The organism is Mesorhizobium sp. CA14 (genome assembly GCF_020165195.1).
Taxonomy (GTDB): Bacteria; Pseudomonadota; Alphaproteobacteria; order Rhizobiales; family Rhizobiaceae; genus Mesorhizobium.
Genome location: NZ_JAIUHR010000046.1, coordinates 1 through 19,793, shown reverse-complemented (window position 1 = coordinate 19,793; position 19,793 = coordinate 1). Strand labels below are relative to the sequence as shown.

At 63.5% G+C, this 19,793-nt stretch carries 19 protein-coding genes; 9 read left to right on the top strand and 10 right to left on the bottom strand.

Annotated elements, in window-relative coordinates:
- Positions 1–92 precede the first annotated feature (92 nt).
- The 4 genes from clpS to LB565_RS28900 all read right to left on the bottom strand — a co-directional run bounded on the left by clpS (position 93) and on the right by LB565_RS28900 (position 1,609).
- The gene (clpS, locus tag LB565_RS28915) at positions 93–398 is read right to left on the bottom strand and encodes an ATP-dependent Clp protease adapter ClpS (RefSeq protein WP_224589488.1); all 306 of its coding nucleotides are present in this window, start codon (positions 396–398) and stop codon (positions 93–95) included.
- A 132-nt stretch (positions 399–530) separates the two neighbouring features.
- Complete coding sequence (locus LB565_RS28910) at positions 531–845, bottom strand: hypothetical protein (RefSeq protein WP_224589487.1); 315 nt, start codon at positions 843–845, stop codon at positions 531–533.
- 149 nt (positions 846–994) lie between these two features.
- Complete coding sequence (locus tag LB565_RS28905; RefSeq protein WP_224589486.1) at positions 995–1,270, bottom strand: hypothetical protein; 276 nt, start codon at positions 1,268–1,270, stop codon at positions 995–997.
- A 36-nt stretch (positions 1,271–1,306) separates the two neighbouring features.
- Positions 1,307–1,609 carry a hypothetical protein gene (locus LB565_RS28900; protein WP_224589485.1) on the bottom strand — a complete coding sequence of 101 codons (303 nt, stop codon included), beginning with the start codon at positions 1,607–1,609 and terminating at the stop codon, positions 1,307–1,309.
- A gap of 233 nt (positions 1,610–1,842) precedes the next feature.
- Here LB565_RS28900 and LB565_RS28895 point away from each other — a divergent pair, with 233 nt between their 5' ends.
- From LB565_RS28895 to LB565_RS28885, 3 genes are all read left to right on the top strand, one after another.
- Positions 1,843–2,559: a response regulator gene (locus tag LB565_RS28895; protein WP_224589484.1), complete on the top strand. Its 717-nt coding sequence runs from the start codon at positions 1,843–1,845 to the stop codon at positions 2,557–2,559.
- Positions 2,556–3,965, top strand: a complete 1,410-nt coding sequence (locus tag LB565_RS28890) for an ATP-binding protein (protein WP_224589483.1) — start codon at positions 2,556–2,558, stop codon at positions 3,963–3,965. Before LB565_RS28895 ends, LB565_RS28890 begins: the two co-directional genes overlap by 4 nt.
- 95 nt (positions 3,966–4,060) lie before the next feature.
- Positions 4,061–4,435, top strand: coding sequence for a YciI family protein (locus LB565_RS28885; protein ID WP_224589482.1), 375 nt, complete (start codon positions 4,061–4,063; stop codon positions 4,433–4,435).
- A 19-nt stretch (positions 4,436–4,454) separates the two neighbouring features.
- On the opposite strand, the gene LB565_RS28880 is transcribed toward LB565_RS28885, so the two are convergent.
- Both LB565_RS28880 and LB565_RS28875 read right to left on the bottom strand, forming a co-directional pair.
- Positions 4,455–5,930: a pyridoxal phosphate-dependent decarboxylase family protein gene (locus LB565_RS28880; protein WP_224589481.1), complete on the bottom strand. Its 1,476-nt coding sequence runs from the start codon at positions 5,928–5,930 to the stop codon at positions 4,455–4,457.
- A gap of 81 nt (positions 5,931–6,011) precedes the next feature.
- A complete protein-coding gene (locus LB565_RS28875; RefSeq protein ID WP_224589480.1) occupies positions 6,012–7,097 on the bottom strand; it encodes a PLP-dependent cysteine synthase family protein in 1,086 nt (361 codons plus the stop codon).
- Positions 7,098–7,333: 236 nt separating this feature from the next.
- Here LB565_RS28875 and LB565_RS28870 point away from each other — a divergent pair, with 236 nt between their 5' ends.
- A complete protein-coding gene (locus LB565_RS28870; RefSeq protein WP_224589479.1) occupies positions 7,334–9,334 on the top strand; it encodes a BTAD domain-containing putative transcriptional regulator in 2,001 nt (666 codons plus the stop codon).
- 46 nt (positions 9,335–9,380) lie between these two features.
- Here the strand turns inward: LB565_RS28870 and LB565_RS28865 are convergent, their stop codons facing one another.
- The 4 genes from LB565_RS28865 to LB565_RS28850 form a co-directional block, all read right to left on the bottom strand.
- Positions 9,381–10,418, bottom strand: coding sequence for an MBL fold metallo-hydrolase (locus LB565_RS28865; protein WP_224589478.1), 1,038 nt, complete (start codon positions 10,416–10,418; stop codon positions 9,381–9,383).
- A 108-nt stretch (positions 10,419–10,526) separates the two neighbouring features.
- Complete coding sequence (gene choV / locus LB565_RS28860; protein ID WP_224589477.1) at positions 10,527–11,708, bottom strand: choline ABC transporter ATP-binding protein; 1,182 nt, start codon at positions 11,706–11,708, stop codon at positions 10,527–10,529.
- Complete coding sequence (gene choW, locus LB565_RS28855; protein ID WP_224589476.1) at positions 11,705–12,559, bottom strand: choline ABC transporter permease subunit; 855 nt, start codon at positions 12,557–12,559, stop codon at positions 11,705–11,707. Before choW ends, choV begins: the two co-directional genes overlap by 4 nt.
- 123 nt (positions 12,560–12,682) lie before the next feature.
- Positions 12,683–13,618, bottom strand: coding sequence for a choline ABC transporter substrate-binding protein (locus LB565_RS28850; protein WP_224589475.1), 936 nt, complete (start codon positions 13,616–13,618; stop codon positions 12,683–12,685).
- Between the two features lie 250 nt (positions 13,619–13,868).
- On the opposite strand from LB565_RS28850, the gene LB565_RS28845 reads away from it, so the two are divergent.
- The 5 genes from LB565_RS28845 to LB565_RS28825 all read left to right on the top strand — a co-directional run bounded on the left by LB565_RS28845 (position 13,869) and on the right by LB565_RS28825 (position 19,583).
- Positions 13,869–14,480, top strand: a complete 612-nt coding sequence (locus tag LB565_RS28845) for a thymidine kinase (protein WP_224589474.1) — start codon at positions 13,869–13,871, stop codon at positions 14,478–14,480.
- Between the two features lie 124 nt (positions 14,481–14,604).
- Positions 14,605–14,994 carry a c-type cytochrome gene (locus LB565_RS28840; protein WP_224589473.1) on the top strand — a complete coding sequence of 130 codons (390 nt, stop codon included), beginning with the start codon at positions 14,605–14,607 and terminating at the stop codon, positions 14,992–14,994.
- A 385-nt stretch (positions 14,995–15,379) separates the two neighbouring features.
- Positions 15,380–16,468: a hypothetical protein gene (locus tag LB565_RS28835; protein WP_224589472.1), complete on the top strand. Its 1,089-nt coding sequence runs from the start codon at positions 15,380–15,382 to the stop codon at positions 16,466–16,468.
- A gap of 34 nt (positions 16,469–16,502) precedes the next feature.
- Complete coding sequence (locus tag LB565_RS28830) at positions 16,503–17,648, top strand: hypothetical protein (protein WP_224589471.1); 1,146 nt, start codon at positions 16,503–16,505, stop codon at positions 17,646–17,648.
- A 24-nt stretch (positions 17,649–17,672) separates the two neighbouring features.
- Positions 17,673–19,583, top strand: a complete 1,911-nt coding sequence (locus tag LB565_RS28825; protein WP_224589470.1) for an AAA family ATPase — start codon at positions 17,673–17,675, stop codon at positions 19,581–19,583.
- The last annotated feature ends 210 nt before the right edge of the window (positions 19,584–19,793 follow it).

Below are 19,793 nucleotides of genomic sequence, written 5' to 3'. Positions count from 1 at the left end.
CATTGCGATTCCCTCCGAGCTTCCTTCTCAGAGAATCACAACCAGCCAATTACGCAACAGGCCCACAGGGGGAGAAGAAAAAGTGCCCCGCCCTATTCTTCCGGCTCAGTCGTGAACAGCAGCGGGTAGCCCTTGGCCTTGCCGGCATCGGTTGCGCGTGCCGCCTTGGTCTCAGCGATGTCGCGCGTAAACACCGCGACGACGCACACGCCGCGCGTATGCGCGGTGATCATGACGCGGTGCGCCTGGTCCTCGCTGAGCTTGAATTCACCCTTGAGCACCGTCACCACGAATTCGCGCGGCGTAAAATCGTCATTGACGAGAATGACCTTGTAGAGCTTCGGTCGCTCGGTCTTCGGCTGCGTCTTGGTGCGGGGTTTGAGGACGGTTTCGGGCATCGGAATCCACCAGTGATGAACTGGGTTTTCATTTCACTTTGTCACGCAGGAACGCGCACGTCTATTTGCCTGCGCAACGGCAACAGGGGCCAAGGCGATGAAAACTCTATGTGGGGAAGCGTTGCCTGCCGGTCAACGGCCCTGCCGCCCGGCCGTGCGCGACCTGTCGGGGCCGCCTGATCCGCGCTCCAGGAGCGCGAAGAATATCCAGGCGACAAAGCCGATCATCGTCGCGCCGGCCAGCACGAGCAGAATCCAGGACTGCGCCGGCGTGATGTAGTCGAAGCTTGAAGAGATCAGCGGAGCGAACAGCTCGGGCTCGGTCCTGCCGCTGGCGGGATCCGGCACGGGGCTTGCGGTAAAGATGATCAGCGATCGCGCCGCCGCCGTGGCGATCAGGCCGCCGAGTGTCAGCGAACGCATCAGGGACGAAAGCCGCTTCTTCATGCGGATGTTCTACAATACCGACATTGCGATCGGGTTAAGGATCGACTGAGTGCGGTGGAAACCTGCCGGTTTCGGGTTCCCTGCCGCAAGCAAGCCGCCCCTGCCGAAATCGGCTGGAGCGGCTTCATCTAGTGGCGCCGAGCGCTGGATCAGGGCTTCTTGGCAGCCGGCTTCGCAGCAGCGGGCTTCGCAGCCGACGCCTTCTTCGGAGCCGGGCACTTGTGCTTCTTGGTCGGCTTGCAGACCTTTTTGGCCGCTGTCTTCTTCGCAGCCGGTTTCGCAGCAGTGGTCGTGGCCGGAGCGGTCGTGGTGGTCGTCGTCGAAGCAGCCGGAGCGGTGGTCGTCGTCTGGGCGTTGCCGAGAGCCGGCATCGCGAAGGCGAGAGCAACACCGAGGCCGAGGGCGGAGAGGATGGACTTCTTCATGGCTTCATTTCCTTTTCTTGCAGATCTGGATGAGCGTCACTGAACGGGATCGATCGGCGTCACTCCAAGCAGCTTCAAAGCGTTTGCGAGCATCCGGATTCCCTGTGCCTGTTTCTTGTTGGCGCAGAACCGGTTTCCCTTTCTTTGCAGTGCTTTCGCCGCGGTGACCTGCGTTGCCGCGGCATGGGTTTCGAGGGCTTCGTCAACCTGACGGCTCAGATTGGTGCAACGCTCGGTCCGGGTGAGCGGGGCGACCTTTGCGGTGGAGGCGCCGGCTGCAGCTGTGATGAGCGATATGCTGAGCAAAGCACCCGTCACGCTGATCCAGAACCTCTGCATTGGTCTTGTCCGTTACTCCGGAAACTTGCGTCGCAGCCGATGACCTGACCGCCACGGCGCCGGTTATGACCTTGAAATTTTTCACGAGTTTTTCCCGACTGTAGAATTTTGTTTCTGGATTGTTTCTGGGGAATCCGCCCGGCGCGGCGATCGCGGCCACTGGCCAAGATGTGGCCCGAATTCTATCGTGGGTGTTTCGCGAGGGATGTCCGGCAAAGAATGATAGGTTTCGAGTGAAATCCGATGCGCACATACTGATCGTCGACGACGACAAGGGCATACGCGATCTGCTGCAGGAATTCTTCCAGAAGCGCGGCCTGCACACGACGGTGGCCGGCGACGGCACCGAGATGGAAGCGGTCCTGCGCCGCACGCCGGTGGACCTGATCATTCTCGACGTGATGCTGCCCGGCAAAAGCGGACTTGAGCTTTGCCGCGAGATCCGCGCCAGTTACACCACGCCCATCATCATGCTGACCGCGGTGACGGAAACGACCGATCGCGTCGTGGGCCTCGAAATGGGCGCCGACGACTACGTGCCCAAGCCCTTCGATCCGCGCGAGCTTCTGGCTCGCATCCGCGCCGTGCTTAGACGCAACGGCAGCGCCGAGCCGCGTCGCCCCACCGCCAAGCAGGTCTACCGCTTTGCCGGCTGGACCATGGACTGCGCGCGGCGCCGCCTGACGGCGCCCGACGACGTCCGGGTGGAGCTGACGATGGCGGAGTTCAACCTGCTGCAGACCTTCGTCAAGAGCGCCCAGCGTGTGCTTACCCGCGAGCAGCTGATCGAGCTGTCCGGCGGCGACACCGGCTACAGCTTCGACCGCAGCGTCGATATCCTGGTGAGCCGCTTGCGCCGCAAGATGGAAGACGACCCGAAGACGCCCAAACTGATCCTGACCGTGCGCAGCGGCGGCTATCAGTTCCTGCCCGAGACCACGTCCGAATGAGACGCTTCCTGCCGCAGACCCTGCCAGTTTGGGTGCTGCTGATCGTCATTGCCGGCCTCATGATCAGCCAGGTGACGACACTCTACATCGTGGCGCGCGACCGCGCTGCCGCCAACAGCATCGTCGATCTCTACCGGCTGAACGACCGCGCCTACTCGCTGGTGCAGCTGATGCATGACGCCCCGCCCGAAGAGCGCAAGGCGATCTCGTCCGGCCTGTTCAACTCGACCTATGCGCTGACGGTTTCGGACACGCCCGCCGTCACCTCTTCGATCGCCGGCGACGACGAGCTGGCCGAGCTTGAGGACATCCTGGTCGGCCGCCTGTCGAAATTCGGCGTGACCGACGCGCGCGTGCGGCGCGATCCGGCCACCCAGGAGGCCGACCTCCCGGACGGCGAGGCGGTGAACAAGGATGTCGGCCAGGTCGAGCGCGACCTGCTGGTCCTGGCCGCGGATTTCGCGCAGAGCGACAAGCTGACCGCCTCGCTGCGCTTTTCCGACGGGCAGTGGCTGAATTTCACCGAGCCGATCACGCCGGCGGGACCGATACTGAGCGTCGACAGCCTGCCGCTCTACTCGCTGATCGCCGGTTTGATCGTCATCATGTCGATCTGGTCGCTGCGCCGGTTGACCGCGCCCTATCGGATGATGGAAACGGCGGTGAAGCGCATCGGCAACGACCTGAAAAGCCCGCCGATCGCCGAAAGCGGCAGCCGCGAGATCCGCGCCGCCGCGAAGGCGATCAATGCCATGCAGATGCGGCTGCGCGATTATGTCGAGGATCGCGAGCACCTCGCGGCGGCGCTGGCGCATGATCTGCGCACGCCGCTGACGCGCATGCGCCTGCGCCTCGAACTGCTGCGCAAGTCGTCGGCGCGCGAGGCGCTCGCGCACGACCTCGCCGATATCGAAAGCATCGCGAGCTCCGTCATCGACTTCGCCAAATTCGAGGTGACCGAGGAAAAGGCGGAGCGGATCGATTTCTGGTCGCTGGTGGAATCGGTGGCGGACTCCTTCGACGGCGCGTCCTTCGACGAAGACGTGGTCCCTTCGCGCGGCCTGATCTGCATCGCCCGGCCGGTGGCGCTGCGCCGCTGTGTCACCAATCTCATCCAGAACGCGGTGACTTACGGCAAGAAGGCGCATCTCGGCGTACGCCGATCGGGCGACACGATCACGCTGTCGATCCGCGACGAAGGCCCCGGCATCCCGCAGGCTAAGCTGGATGCGGTGTTCGGCTCCTTCGTGCGGCTGGAGGAATCGCGCAACCGCACCACCGGCGGCCTCGGCCTCGGTCTCACCATCGCCCGCAACATCGCCCGCGGCGCCGGCGGCGAGGTCAATCTATCCAACTATCCTGGTGGCGGCTTGTTGACGGAGCTGAAGCTGCCGGTGGCAGCTTGAGTCAGGAGTGGGCTTTGTCCACCACCGGCGCCACTGGATCAGTCGAACCATCCTTGTGATAGTGCGGCCCGCCTGGTTACGAGGGAAATCCACCCATGTTCTATGCCGTCCTGGCCTATCACGTGGAAGACACCGTGCAGTCCTGGTCGCCCGACGAGGATGCGGCATTGATGAAAGACCTGCTCGAGGTCAACCACAGGCTGACGCGCGAGGGCAAGCTCGGGCCGGCGGCGAGGCTTGACGCCACGGCCAAGGCGGTGACGCTGCGCGGTCCCGGCGACGGCATGGTCATCGACGGTCCCTTTGCCGAGACCAAGGAGCAGTTGCTCGGCCTCTATGTCCTCGATTGCGCGAACCAGGACGAGGCGATCGCCGTGGCTCGCGACCTCAAGCACGTCAACCCCACCGCCGTCTACGAGATCCGGCCGATCATGCTCTATCTGCCGGGCGCCGTGCTGCAGGCTGGTTGAATACGCTTAGGTCCGCGTTTCACATTGATGTAACCGCGATTTCCCGTCCCAGCCGAAGCATCTCCGCGACCAGCAGGTCGAGATCGTCGCGGCGGGTGCGGTGATTGGCGATTGCCACCCTCAGGCAATGCCGGCCCTGCACCGTGGTGTCGGACAAGGCCGCGATGCCCTCTTCCTGGAGTCTCAGCATGATCTCCGTGTTGAACGCCTTGAGCTTTTCCTCCGACGCGCCATCCACTCGGTGGCGGAAGCTGACGATGTTGATGGTGGTCGGCGCCATCAGCTCGAGCGCCGGCTCCGCCTCGATCAGCCGGGTGAGGTGGCGGGCCTGGTCGATGTTCTGGTCGATCAGGCGGCCGAACTTCTCGACGCCATGCTCCTTCAGCGCCATCCAGATCTTGAGCGCGCGGAAGCCGCGCGACGTTTGAAGCCCGTAATCGTGCAGCCACTCTCCGGACGCCAGGCCCCGCGGCGCCGATTCCAGATATTCCGGGGTGACGGCAAATGTGTTGCGGTGCTGGGATGCGTCCCGCACCAGGGCGCAGCCGGCTTCGAATGGCGCGTGCAGCCATTTATGCGGATCGAGCGCGATCGAATCCGCCTGTTCGATGCCTGTGACGAGCGATCGGCTCTCGGGCGCGATCGCGATCAGCGCGCCGATGCAGCCATCGACATGGAACCAGAGGTCTTCTTCGGCCGCCACGCTCGCCAGCGCCTGCAGGTCGTCTACCGCGCCGGTATTGACCGTGCCGGCGGTGCCGATCACGCAGGCCGGCCTGAAGCCCGTCTCGCGGTCCTCCGCGACTGCCGCCTTGAGCGCGGCGATGTCGATGCGCAGGCCGGCATTGGTCGGAATCCGCCGCAGCGCCCGATTGCCGAGGCCGAGCACCTCCACGGCCTTGCGGTGACAGGAATGGACCTGGTCCGAGGCGTAGTAGCGCAACGGCTTCGGCATGGCGCCGACGCCCCGCTCGCGCACGTCGACGCCGGCCTTGACGTTGCGCGCCACGGTGAGGCCGATGATGTTGGCCATCGAGCCGCCGCTGACCAGCGTGCCGCTGGCCGAGGCGGGAAAACCCACCATCTCCTTCATCCAGTTGACGACCTGGCCGTCCATCAAGCCGGCGGCATGGTTGCCGCCGCCAAGATTGGAACCCTGGATCGCGGCAAGGAAGTCACCGAGCGCGCCGGTGAAGTTGCTGGATCCCATATACCAGGACCAGAAACGCGGATGGATGTTGCCCATCGGATAAGGCATGAGGTTGCGGGCGACATCGTCATACACGTCGGCCACCGGCGCCGGAGATCGCGGCAACGGCGCCGAGAAGAATGAGCGCACTTCAGCCGGCATCTCGCGCCACGCCGGACGCTCCCGAACATCCTTGAGATAGGTGATGGCGTCGTCGACGATCCGGTGCGAGAGCGCTTCCACCTCGGTCCAGTCCGGCGGATCGAGCGTTTCATCCGTGATCGCCATTTCCTGGAAGCTGTCCATCCGCATCTCCCGCCGGCATGTGGGTGATCATGTGCAAATAGCGACGCCGCCGTTCGAACGGCGGCGTCGTGGTATCTGCCTTCAGGCTTCGAACTGGCAGCTCGGAGTCGAGCGCGACAGCGCCGTCTCCTCGGCATCCATCTCGGCCTCGATGCCGTCGAAGAGCGGGCTCGACATATAGCGCTCCCCGGTGTCGGGTAGCATGCACAGGATCACCGAGCCGGTCGGGGCCTTGCCCGCGATCTGCCGCGCCAAGGCGAAGGTGGCGCCGCCGGAGATGCCGGTGAAGATGCCCTCCTGCCGCGCCAGCGCCTTCGCCCATTTGATGCCTTCGGGACCGGAGATCGGCACCACCTCGTCATAGTAGCGCTGGTCGATCGCTTCCTGCAGCACATTGGGGATGAAGTCGGGCGTCCAGCCCTGGATCGGATGCGGCTCGAAGGCCGGATGGCTGGCGGCCGGCGCGCCGCCGGCGCCGCGCTCCTGGACCTTGCCGCTGCCGATCAGCTGCGCGTTCGCCGGCTCGGCCAGCACGATCTTCACCTCCGGCCGCTCGCGGCGCAGCACCCGGCCGACGCCGGCCACCGTGCCGCCGGTGCCGTAACCAGTAACAAGCACGTCGAGACGCGACCCGGCGAAATCATTGACGATCTCGCGGCCGGTGGTGGCCTCGTGGATGTCGGCATTGGCCTCGGTCTCGAACTGGCGCGCCAGGAACCAGCCATTGGCCTCGGCAAGCTCGACCGCCTTCTTGTACATGCCGAAGCCCTTCTCGGCGCGCGGCGTCAGCACCACCTTGGCGCCAAGCATGCGCATCAGCTTGCGGCGCTCGATCGAGAAGCTGTCGGCCATCGTCACCACCAATGGGTAACCTTTCTGCGCGCAGACCATGGCAAGGCCGATGCCGGTGTTGCCGCTCGTCGCCTCGACGACGGTCTGGCCAGGCTTGAGCTTACCGCTGCGCTCGCCTTCCTCGATGATGTTGAGGGCCAGCCGGTCCTTAACCGAGGCCGCCGGATTGAAGAACTCGGCCTTCACATAGATCGTCGCGTGACCCGGCCCGAGATTGTTGATGCGGATGACCGGCGTGTCGCCGACCGTGTCGAGAATGCTGTCGAACAGACGGCCGCGCCCGGCCGTGGTCCTGATTTTCAACTGATGCAACATGGGGCTTTCTCCTCGAAATCTCACGCGCCGGTTACAAACCGGCGGATTGAGCGGCGCGGTTTCGACACCTTGCCGCGCTAGTTGACTTGCCGGCAATTCGGCAAAGGCCGCGTCCGGGTCGAAATTCGCCGCCGGATGCGCCCCGTCGTGTTTGGTGATAGAACATGGACCAACTGTTCGGCGTGGGAGCGAGCGTGGAAACGGACGTGGAATCCGTTCGGTCGACTCTGAAAAGCATGGCAGCCCGTCTTTCGATCAGGCTGCTCGGCCCGCTTGCGATCATGCGCGACGATATTCCCGTGGCGCTGCCATCGTCACGCAAGCTGCGCGCGCTGCTGGCCTATCTGGCGCTGGCGCCCCACCCGGTCAGCCGCAGCCGTCTTTGCGAACTTCTCTGGGACGTGCCCAACGATCCGCGCGGCGAGCTGCGCTGGTGTCTGAGCAAGCTGCGTGCCGCGCTCGACGAACCGGGCTTGCGCCGGATCGAGACGGAAGGCGACACCGTGGCGCTTCGCCTCGGCGATGTGAGCGTCGATGCCGTCGAGGCAGCTGCCGCGGTGGCGGGCGGCATCGAGACGCTTGGCCTCGACCGCCTGCGGACGCTTGCGCAACTGTTCGCCGGCGACTTCCTTGATGGCCTGGAGCTCGATCGCAGCCCGCATTTCGGCAGCTGGCTGACGGCGCAGCGCCGCCGTTTCAGCGCATGCCATGTCGCGGTCCTGGAGCACATTATCGGCCTTGTCCCGCAGGGAGCCGATGAGGCCGGCCCTTATATCGACAAATGGCTGGAGCTTGCGCCCTTCGACGGCCGCGCACATGTGGCGCTGCTGGAAAATCTGGCACGGCGCGGACAGATCGGCGCCGGCGAGGAGCATCTTGCCACCGCGGCGGAGCTGTTCCACTCCGAAGAGCTGGATTTCACGCCATTGCGCGAGGCGTGGCAGGAGATAAGAGCCCGGAATGCCGGCGCAACGCCATGCGCCCGATCCGGGCCGGCGTTGCCGCTCCCGGACTTGCCGGTCACCGCGATCGAATCCGAACCCGCGGCGACGCGCCGGGCTTCGCTCGCGGTGATGCCATTTGCGGAGAGCGCCGGCACTGGCGGCTTCCGCGGCGGGCTGGCCGACGGCCTCACGCATGACATCATCACGCGGCTTGCCAAGCTTCGCGATTTTTTTGTCATCGCCCGAGGCTCGGTCTTCGCGCTCGCCGAGAAGAACATTGCGCCGGACGACGCCGGACGCAGGCTGAATGTCGACTATGTCGCGACGGGCTCGGTGCGGGCTTTGCCGGGCCGTTTCATCGTGTCGGTGGAGCTTGTCGAGGTCCGCACGGCAAGGATCGTCTGGGCCGAGACCTTCGAGCACAAGCCCGACGACATCTTCATCGTCATCGAGGATATCGGCAACAGCATCGTTTCCTCCATCGCCGCCGAGATCGCGACGGTGGAGCGCAATCGTGCATTGCTGAAAGCGCCAAACTCGCTCAATGCCTGGGAGGCTTACCATCGCGGCCTTTGGCACATGTATCGCTTCACCCGCCAGGAAAACGAGCTGGCGCAGCATTTCTTCGGCGAGGCGTTGAAGCTCGATCCTACTTTCGCACGCGCCTATGCCGGCATGTCCTTCACCCACTGGCAGAGCGCTTTCCAGCGCTGGGGCGACCGCGACCGCGAGACCGCACTTGCCTTCGAAAGCGCCGGCCAGAGCCTGCTGGTCGACGACCGCAACCCTGCCGCCCACTGGGCGATGGGCCGCGCGCTATGGCTGCGCGGCGAGCAGGACGGCTCGCTGCTGGAACTGGCGAGCGCCGTCGATCTCAGCCCCAATTTCGCGCTCGGCCATTACGCGCTGTCCTTCGTCCATTCGCAGTCGGGCGACCCGCAATCGGCGATCGGCTCATCCGACCATTCGCGTCATCTCAGCCCCTTCGATCCGCTCTTGTTCGGCATGATGGGCGCGCGCGCCATGGCGCATGCGCGGCTCGGCGAATTCGAAGCGGCGGCTGAATGGGCGCTGAAGGCGGCCGCAAGGCCAAACGCCCATGTCATCATCCTGGCGATCGCCGCCCATTGCCTGGCGCTGGCCGGCCGACAGGACGAGGCGCGCACCTTCGCCGCGACGATCCGCAACACCTTGCCGAACTATCGCGCCGACGATTTCATCGCCACATTCCGCTTCGACCGGGACGGTGAAGCGCTGTTCCGGAACGGCGCCAAGCTGATCGGGCTGGATTGAGCCGCCGGCCCTTTGCAGGCCGGCATCACCTGAATATCAACGCACCTCAATGCATCAGCGGGCCGCTGGCCTTCCGCCAGGCGTCGATGCCGCCCTGGATATGGCGGGCGCTGGCAATCCCGACATCCTGCGCCGCCTGTACCGCCATCGCCGAACGCTCGCCAAAGGCGCAATAGAACAGGATCTGTTTGCTGGTCGACTTCGCCAGCTCATGCAGCATGCCGCCAGCGGCGATGTTTTCCTGCAGCCGCGCATAGGGCAGATGGATCGCGCCGGGAATAACCCCGTGGCGCTCGCGTTCGGACTGCTCGCGCAGGTCGATCAGCGCCACGTCGGGCCGCCCGACCAGCGCCAGCGCCTGCTCCGCGCTCACCGCCCAGCCGCGGCTGGCGATGTCGTCCTGATGCAGACCGACCCGCATATTGGCCGGCACGGCCACATCCATCATTTTCGGATTCGATAGATTGAGATTGTTCATGATGTTCACATACTCATCGACCGACTTCACCTGCAGGCGCGGGTTGAAGGCCTTTTCCTCGCCGATCGTCGACACGGTCTCGCCCTTATAGTCGTGCGCGGGGAAGATCAGCGTATCATCGGGCAGCTTGAGCAGGCGGCCGAAGATCGATTCATATTGCTGGCGCGGATCGCCGTTCTGAAAGTCGGTGCGGCCGGTGCCGCGAATGAGCAGCGTATCGCCGGTGAAGACCCGGTCGGGCAGGACGAAACTGTAGGAATCGTCGGTATGGCCGGGCGTGTAGATGACGTCGAGCGCCAGCCCTTCAATGCCGAGCTTGTCGCCGTCGGCAAGCCGCATCGACACCACGTCGGCTTTGGTCTGCTCGCCCATGACGGTCACGCAATGCGTCTTGTCGCGCAGCGCGCCGAGGCCGGTGATGTGGTCGGCATGGAGGTGCGTGTCCACCGCCTTGACCAGCCTGAGGTCGAGCTCATTGACGAGCTGCAGATAGCGCTCGACCTTTTCCAGCACCGGATCGATGATCAACGCCTCGCCGCCGCGCCGGCTTGCGAGCAGATAGGAATAGGTGCCCGAAACGGAATCGAAGAGCTGACGGAAGATCATCTTGCGGCCCTTGCTACAGCCGCTTGTAGCCCGGCTGCCGAGTGAGTTTAAAACAAGCTGGAGGTGCCCGCCAGCGGGACACCCAATGCTTGTTTCAAAAACCGAACCTCAGCGCCTCAGCACAGCGCTCAGCACGTCGCGGATGCCGATCGAGCCGACGAAACGCGAGCCCTCGTCGAACAGCGCCACCGGCGCCGTCTGCGAGCGGTGCATGGCGAGCATCACCGTCTTCAGCGGCGTGCCGGGATTGGCCCAGAACACCTGCGCCCCTTCTTCCGGCTGGCGCTCGACATCGGCGCAGGAGACCCACACCGCCGGCTTGTCATCGCGCTCGGCAGCGGCCACAAGGCCATGCTCGTCGATCTTGAAGCGCGTCGTCTTGCGCCGGTCGAGCCACACCCAGCCGTTGTCGCCCTGCTCCAGGTCGCGGCGGTCCCGCATCACGTTCCACGCCGTCAGCACCGACAGCGGATTCACATTGGCGATGAAATCGCGGACATAGTCGTTGGCGGGCCTGAGCACGATGTCTTCCGGCGCGCCGGTCTGGACGATGCGTCCGCCCTCCATGATCGTGATGTGGCTGCCGATCTTCAGCGCTTCCTCGAGGTCGTGGCTGACGAAGATGATGGTCTTCTTGAGTTCCGCCTGGAGCTGCAGCAATTCGTCCTGCAGTTTGGTGCGGATCAGCGGGTCCAGCGCCGAGAACGGCTCGTCCATCAACAGGATCGGCGCCTCGGTGGCGAAGGCCCGGGCGAGGCCGACACGCTGCTGCATGCCGCCGGAAAGCTCATGCGCGTATTTCTTCGACCACTGGTCGAGATGGACAAGCTGCAGCTGCTTCTGCACCCGCGCCTTGCGCTCGGCTTCCGGCATGCCGGCAAGCTCGAGGCCGAAGCCGACATTTTCCTCGACCGTGCGCCACGGCAGCAGGCCGAACTGCTGGAACACCATGGCCACCTGCTTCTGCCGCAGCCGCCGCAAGGTCGTCTCGTCGCAGGTGACGACATCGACGATGCGGTCGCCGTCCTTGACCAGCACCTGACCGCGCGACACGACGTTGAGCCGGTTGACGGCCCGCAGCAGCGTCGACTTGCCGGAACCGGATAGGCCCATCAACACCGAGATCTCGCCTTCGTGCACGGTGAGGCTGGCGTCGGCGCATCCGAGCACATTGCCGGTCTTCTCGAGGATTTCGGCACGGGTGGCGCCCTGATCGATCAGGGCCAGCGAACCGGCCTGGTCGGCGCCGAAGACGATGTCTACATTCTTGAAATCAACCGCGACGGTCATTTCTTGCCTCCAACGCCGATGCGGGTCATGCGGTCGAGCACGATGGCGAGAACGACGATCGCGAGGCCCGCCTCAAGCCCGAGGTCGATGCGGCGCGAGCCGAGCGCCCGGTTGATTTCCGTGCCGAGCCCGCCTGCGCCGATCAGGGCAGCGAACACCACCATCGACAGAGACAGCATGATCGACTGCGTCAGGCCCGCCATGATGGTCGGCAACGCCGAGGGCAGCTCCACCTTCCACAGAAGCTGGCGCTTGGTGGCGCCGAACGCCTCGCCCGCTTCGATGATTGCCTTGGGCACCGAAACGACGCCGAGATGGGTGAGCCGAACGGCTGTCGGGATGACGAAGATGATGGTGACGATGAGGCCGGGCGCGTTGCCGAGCCCGAACAGGGTGAGCACCGGTATCAGGTAGACGAAGGTCGGCAGCGTCTGCATCAGGTCGAGCACCGGCAGCATGACGCGGTAGACCTTCGGCTTGTGCGCGGCCCAGATGCCAAGCGGCACGCCGATCGCCATCGCCATGGCGGCGGCAGCAACCACCAGCACCAGCGTCTGCACCGTCTGCTTCCACAGATTCTGGTTGATGATGAAGATCAGGCCGAGGAAAACGCCGATGGCGAGCGGCCGCGAACGCTGCAAGAACCAGGCGATGATCGCGATGACCAGGGCCAACAAAACCGGCGGCACCATGAGCAGGAGGCTCACTGCTCCGTCCAGGATGAAATTCAGACCGTTTGAAAATGCGCGGAAGATGGTGTCGAAATTGTCGGTCAGGAAGCCGAAGAAAGCCTTGCCCCATGGCCCGATGGGAATTTTGTAGTCGGTCAGGAATTTAGAAATCGGATCCATCTTTCCCCTCTCGGCTTCGCCGCGCTTGCCGCACGGTCATCCTCTCACGTCTCCAGGCATATGAAAAAGGGCAGCCTCTTCAAGGGCTGCCCTTTTCCGGAAATCATGCCGGTCCCAAGCGGATCAGCCTCCGAGCGCGGTCTTGACGGCCGCAGCCGCGTCGCCGCCATCGAAGGTGGTGACGCCGGCGATCCAGGGCGCGACCGCGTCCGGATGCTTCTTCAGCCAGTCGGTCGCCACCGTCTGCGGATCGCCACCCTTGAGGATCGCGTCCATCATCTGGCCTTCCATGTCGAGATTGAACTTCAGGTTGGAGATGAACTTGCCGGCATTCGGGCATTCCGTGGTGTAGCCCTTGCGCACGATGGTGTAGACGGTGGCGGCGCCGAAGCCGCTGTCGCCCATGCCGTCGAGATAGGTGATCTTCATGGCGCCCATCACCGGATGCGGCGTCCAGCCGAGGAAGGCGATCCACTCATTGTTCTTCATCGACTGCTCGGCCTGCGTCAGCATGCCGGCCTCCGAGGACTCCACCAGCTCGAAGCCGGCCAGATTGTCCTTCGGGTTCTTGATCATGTCGAGGATGATGCGGTTGCCGTCATTGCCGGCCTCGATGCCGTAGATCTTGCCGTTGAACTTGTCCTTGAACTTGCCGAGATCGGTCAGCGTCTTGACACCGGCATCCGCGACATAGGTCGGCACGACGATGCCATAGCCGGCGCCGGTCAGGTTGGTGCTGATCGTCTCGATCGAGCCTTCCTTGGTGTAGTCCTTGATGTCGTTGGTCATCGACGGCATCCAGTTGCCGAGGAAGACGTCGAGGTCCTTGTTCTTCAGCGAGGCCATCGTCACCGGCACGGAAAGCTGGATCGTCTGCGGCTCGTAGCCGAGCGCGGTGAGCAGCACCGAGGCGAGGCCCGTGGTGGCCTGGATGTCGGTCCAGCCGACGTCTGAGAGCCGAACCGCCTTGCAGCTCGCCGGATCGCCGGCATAAGCGGCGGTCGTGGACAGAAGCGCCGCAAGGCCGAGGCCTGCGACGAAAGATTTCATACGCGACATAAACTTTTCTCCCATTGGAATTTCGAGGCAAAGCGAAGTCACGGTTCTTGCGCCCGCCTTGTTTCGTCAGCCAAACACCATTTTGAAGCTGTTTCAAGCGCTTCAACATCACGACGAACGGCGCGCGCTGGTCATTAAGCGACATGACAGGCTTTTGAACGACATCGAGCTTTAGACGGCAGGGAGTTTTTGGTGGACGGAGCCCCGGGCCCCCTCCCCGTGCGCCGACATGTGAGCTTAGAAGGACGGCATGGCCAAGCTTTACTTCCACTACGCGACGATGAACGCCGGCAAGACGACCATGCTTTTGCAGGCATCCTACAACTATCGCGAACGCGGCATGTCGACGATGCTGTTCGTCGCCGGCCACTATCGCAAGGGCGACAGGGGGCTGATCTCGTCGCGCATCGGTCTCGAATCCGAGGCCGAGATATTCCGCGACGGCGAAGATCTTTATGCCAGGGTCGCCGAGCATCACCGGCATGCACCGGTGCATTGCATCTTCGTCGACGAGGCGCAGTTCCTCGAGGAGGAGCAGGTCTGGCAACTCGCCCGCATTGCCGACCGTCTGGGTATTCCGGTCATGTGCTACGGCCTGCGCACCGACTTCCAGGGCAATCTGTTCCCCGGCTCGCGGGCGCTGCTTGCCATCGCCGACGACCTGCGCGAGGTGCGCACCATCTGCCGTTGCGGCCGCAAGGCGACGATGGTGGTGCGCCTGGGGCCTGACGGCAAGGTGGCGAAGCAGGGCGAGCAGGTGGCGATCGGCAAGGACGTCTATGTCTCGCTCTGCCGTCGCCATTGGGAAGAGGAGATGGGCCGGGCAGCGCCCGACGACTTCATCGGTTTTGTCAGCCGCTGAGCCGGAAGGCTGCCGGTCGGCGGGTAGCCGGCTGCCACCTCTTGCAGTCGCGCGATCTCTGCTGCCTTTGTTAAGGTCGGCGTCCTAGTTTCCCGCCCAGCCAGAACCAGCCGGAGAACCCGCAATGCTTCGAGCCATCTCGTCCGCCGCTCTTTTCCTGCTCGCCGGCGGCCTTGCCGCGCATGCCGATGGCGACGCAGCACTGGGCAAGAAAGTCTTCAACCGCTGCATCGCCTGCCATGAGGCGGCGACGGATCGCGACAAGGTCGGCCCGCATCTGATGGGCGTCGTCGGCCGCAAGGCCGGCTCGGCGGAGAGTTTTCAGAGCCGTTATTCGCAAGCCATGAAGGATGCCGGCGCCGCGGGCGTCGTCTGGGACGAAGCCAATCTCACCGAATATCTCAAGGCGCCCAGGCAGAAGGTTCCCGGCAACAGAATGGCCTTTACCGGCCTGACCAGCGATGACGACATCGCCAACGTGATTGCCTATCTCAAGGCCGACCCCAAGCCCTGATTGTGTTGGAAGAAATTGGTATTGCCACCGGCCCAAGAGCAATTCCATCAAAAGTGTGAGCGGTTTTCCGTCCGGAATTGCGCAAAAACAAAGAGATAGAGCGGTTCGCTGTTTCCGGGAAACGGTGAACCGCCCCAGAGATTTGCCGGCGCTGTTTCGTCGCCTTGGCCGTTCGTAAAAACAATAACTCAAGGCATATAAGGCGAAGCTGTTCGACGGCGGCGGGCATTACTGGGTGCCATGCGCATGCTTGCCTTGTCTTTCAAGGACCTAACCAATTCTTTTGTTTTGACGTCACTCCTTGTCTTCCTTCTTTCAATCCCTTGGAGCCCCACATATATTCGCCGCCACGACACGGAAACGGATGCCGAAGCGGGAGGCCCCAATGGCGACATTGCAGAATTTCGATGCCGAAATTGCCAAGACCAAGCAGGTCGTGCAGGACATGCGCACCAAGATCGAGCAGTCAGGCACGGTGCTCGACACGCTCGCCCAGGCCGACAAGAAGATCGGCGACGCCAATTTCGACATCGAGAACGCCCGCATCGAGGACGTGCTCAAGCAGCAAAAGGTCATGGAAGGCAACATCGCCGACCTGATCATCGGGCTCGAGGACGCCACCAACGTCTTCGGCGCCGAATTCGAAAGCATGAAGAACTACACCGGTTGGGAAAACTTCGTCGGCGTCTTTTCGGCGCAGCGCAAGCAGCGCATGCGCACCGACCGCGTCCGCAACATGTCGCTGGCCGGCAATCTGCAGGAGCTTTTGGCGAAGTCGGACACCATCGTCGGCATCCTGAAGGCGCAGAAGCAGGTCCTCGACCAGCGCTATAAGACCTCCGAGGACAGCCTGTCGCAGGTGATCGAGCGCCGCAAGACGACCATGTCCAACCTCGAAGCGGTGCATAAGCGCATCGAGGAATTGAACCCTCTGCTGCTCGACATCGAAAACAAGATCGCTTCCTCCACAACCCAGAAGGAGCGCACCGAGCTTGAGGGCGAGCGCTCGAAGATGGCGACCGAATACAATGAAAAACAGGCCAAGGAGCAGGAGCTGCTGGCCGAAAGCCAGACGCTGGAGCGCTACACCTCGATGTTCCAAACCTTCGTCGATTCGCTCAACAACCAGATCGCCGCGCAGTCGACGCTGATCAACAAGCTGACCATCGACACCGAGCAGCGCATCGTCCTCTACAAGGCGCTGGAAGATTCGCTGAAGACCGCCGCCCAGCAGGACGTCGCCCACAAGATCAACACGCTGGGCAGCCAGGTCGACAACACGGCCGAGGAGACTATGGCCGGCATCGGCGCCGCCTCGCAAAAGCATATCGGCGACCTGCTGAAGATGCATGAGAAGAACATGGTGGCTTCAGCCGACATCCAGCGCCGCAAGAAGCTTGCCGACGATGCCTTCGCGCGTCGCTTCGACGATGTGATGAAGAAGCACAATTCGGCAAACTACGTGCAGTCGTAGGCGGCGCCGCTGACTTCATTTCCACGGCAGCCCCATGACACCTGAGAACGACGCGGCCGCACGCTATTTCTCCGCCATCACGGCGGCGCTGAGCGGGCTGGAAGTGTTCATGCGCGACGATGGCTCGCCGCTTTACCGGCACGGCATCGTCGCCAGGATCGTCGCCGAATATATCGCGCGGCTGGACAAGTCCTTTGCCTGCTGGCGCAACCGGCTCGGCTTCATGGACACCTTCCGCATCTCGCGCGCCGAGAGCGGCTATCCGGTGTTCCAGAACCTGCTCGAATTGGAAAACGACCGTCAGCAGGCCGATGCCCGCCTGGCCAACATCCCGCAGGCCGGCGAGCTGCGCGAGGAGATGGCCGACTTCATCCTGCGCCACAAGGAATTTCCCGAAGCGCTGCAAAAGTCGATGGCCGAGCGGCTCTATCTGGAGGATGTCAAGAGCGAGGCGACTTTCGGTCCCTTCACCTTGGCGCAGACGGCCAAGGTCTCGGTCAACCCGAAGACCATGCGGCCCTATTATCTCGTCCACTGGGCTACGTTCGACGGCAGCGCCAACCTGCCGCTGGTCTACATGGTGACGGTGGAGGATTCCTCCGAAAGCATGGTGCGCCAGCTGGTCGACGTGAACGGCAAGTTGAACGAGAAGGTCGATATCCCGCTTCCCGTCGACGGCCTGCTCAACCCGGAGCTTGCGCACCGCTTCGACGATTTCACCGAGAAGAACTCGGCCTATTCGCTCTCGCCGGCGACGATCGCCGTCAATCTCGACAAGGATTTCGAGCCGCTGCACCCCAAGCAGCTGCGGCGCGTCGTGCTTGGGCCCTTTTACTCGGCCGGCATCACCGACAACAATTCGACCGTCGCCGAGGTGCTCGCCAAGGTGCGCAAGCCGGAGAACGCCTGGCTGCTCACCTGGACCATCCAGGAGGTCTTTTCCAAGAGCGAGAAGCCCGGCCGCAAGGGCTTGTTCTCCAGCGAGAAGACCACGCAGGAATTCTTCATCAACACCGACGACCTCGAAGCGGCGCGCCAGGGCGTGTCGAGCTACGAGAACCATGCGCTGATCCCGCACGAGGCCTACCAGGCGCTCTATGCCGCCGGCGAAGCGCAGAAGATCTTTTCCGGCTACAAGGTCCACATCCTGTCCAACGGGCAGGTCATCAGCGACGTCTGACCGTCAAACCGCGGAGCATCCTTCATGGACACCGGCCTGACAACGATCTCGGAAACGGCAATCGAAAAGCACCGCGCGACCGCGCAGAGCTTCATCACCCGCATCGTCGTGTTGGAGGACCCTTCGCGCGAATCCGGCACGGCGCTTGCCGGCACCAACCGCCGCTTCGTCTCGACCGTGTCGGTCGGCTCGGTGCGGCGCACGCGCGACGTCGAGCTCACCAAGACGGTTGCCGCGATCCATCCCGACGACCAGTTGATGACGATCCCGCAGCACACGCTGCTCTACCGCGCGCGGCGCGGCCTGGCGATCGCGCTCGCCATATCCGACATCTTCGCCGAAGGCTCCGACCTCGAAAGCCTGCAGGCGAAAAACGTGCGCGCGCCGCTGGAAGGCGACGAGGCAGCCACCTTCAAGAAGCTCCTGTCGGCTTCGGCTTACGTCTCCGCCTTCAGTTTCGCCTCTTATTTGTTCCAGCTGATCGACAGCGACGGCGAGGCGCCGAACGACATCCCCGAGCCCGACTTCCTGTTCGACACGCCGCAGGACGCGGTGAAGTCGATCGTCGCCGGCCTCGACAAGGCGATCGCCGGTTCGAAGGATGACGCCGACCTGACGACGCGGGCGCGGGCCTTTGCCCGCCTCGCCATCGACGGGCTTCTGGCACGAAAAGGCCGCTTCGACGGAATCGGCCCGTTCGAGAACGCGCATATCCGCATCGATGTCGACGATTTCACCCTCGACGGTTTCGACGTCGCACCCGGCAAGCGCTCCAAGCCGCTGGTGATGACCTTCAAGAAACCGGAAGAGGTCGTCGGCAACCACATCGCCAAATTCCAGTCGGTCAGGCTGGCCAAGATGCTGATGGCTTATGATTTCGAGCGCGAGCTGAACCCCTTCGTCGAGCTCGGCGGCTTCCTGTTCACCTTCATCGGCGACGGTGCGCCGGGCACCGGCAAGACGACGTTGATCCAGATGATCGCCGGCCTCGTCAATGGCTACTGCCAGATCGCCGGCTATCCGTTCGCCTATGAGAATTTCGGGGTCGACCAGATCTCGTCCTATCAGGGCAAGTCGGGCCAGAACTGCCGCCAGTTCATCAACAACATGCTCAATCCGCGCGTCATCGGCTTCGGCACCATCGACGACATCGACCAGGTGGCGGCGCGTCGTTCCGACGACCGCGCATCGGCCGGCCAGCAGGAAATCACCGGCGTTCTGATGGACGCTTTCGCCGGCGCTTCGACGGTGGTGCGCGGCAATTGCTCTTTCGGCATGTTCTCCAACTATCCGGAAAATGTCGACGACGCGCTGCGCCAGCGCGCCGGCGCGCGCTGGCTGGTCGACGGCCCGCAGACGCGCGACGACTATATCGACATCTTCGTGCTGCTGGCCGGCAAGAACCACAAGATACCGCTCGGGGACCACGAGCTCTATGCCGCGCAGGAGATCCAGCGCGCCGTGGCCGAGGCCTATGAAGAGCACGAGAAGCCGCAGGAAGACGGGCTGATGAAGGTCTATGAGCGCTACATGAAGGAGAATGGCGCGCCGAAGACCATGGCCGATGTCGGCACTTATCTGCACATGATCAAGGACGCCGAGCCGCGCTTCACCGGCCGCGCCATCAAAAACGTCACCGACGCCATCAAGATGCGCGCCATGGACATCGAGCTTCCGGACGACTGGTTCGAGAAGCCGGAAGCCTTCATGCACAAGAGCTACGACGACAAGAAGGCGATGATCGAGGAACTGCGCGGGCCGTTCTCTCTTGCCATGGTCATGCAGGAGATCAATCGCTACGCCGATTCCGAATTCCGCTATTCCGACAAGTCCGACGATGCCGCAGTGGAGAAGCTTCTGCGCGACGCAAGGCTGCGCGAGCGCGCGGCGCGCGAAATGGAGGCGTTGAAGAAGAAGGGGCTGTGGAATGCGTGAGCTGCGCCAACGCCTCCTTCTTCCCTTGTGGGAGAAGGTGGATCGGCGCGATAGCGCCGAGACGGATGAGGGGTGTTCCAGCGGAGTGAGACGCTGGCATTCCCTGGAGCACCCCTCATCCGGTCGCGGCCACCTTCTCCCACAAGGGGCCTGTTGCGCAGTTAGCGAGGACAGGCTCGCGGAGCGATTTGGTCGCGAGGTCTCGCTCCG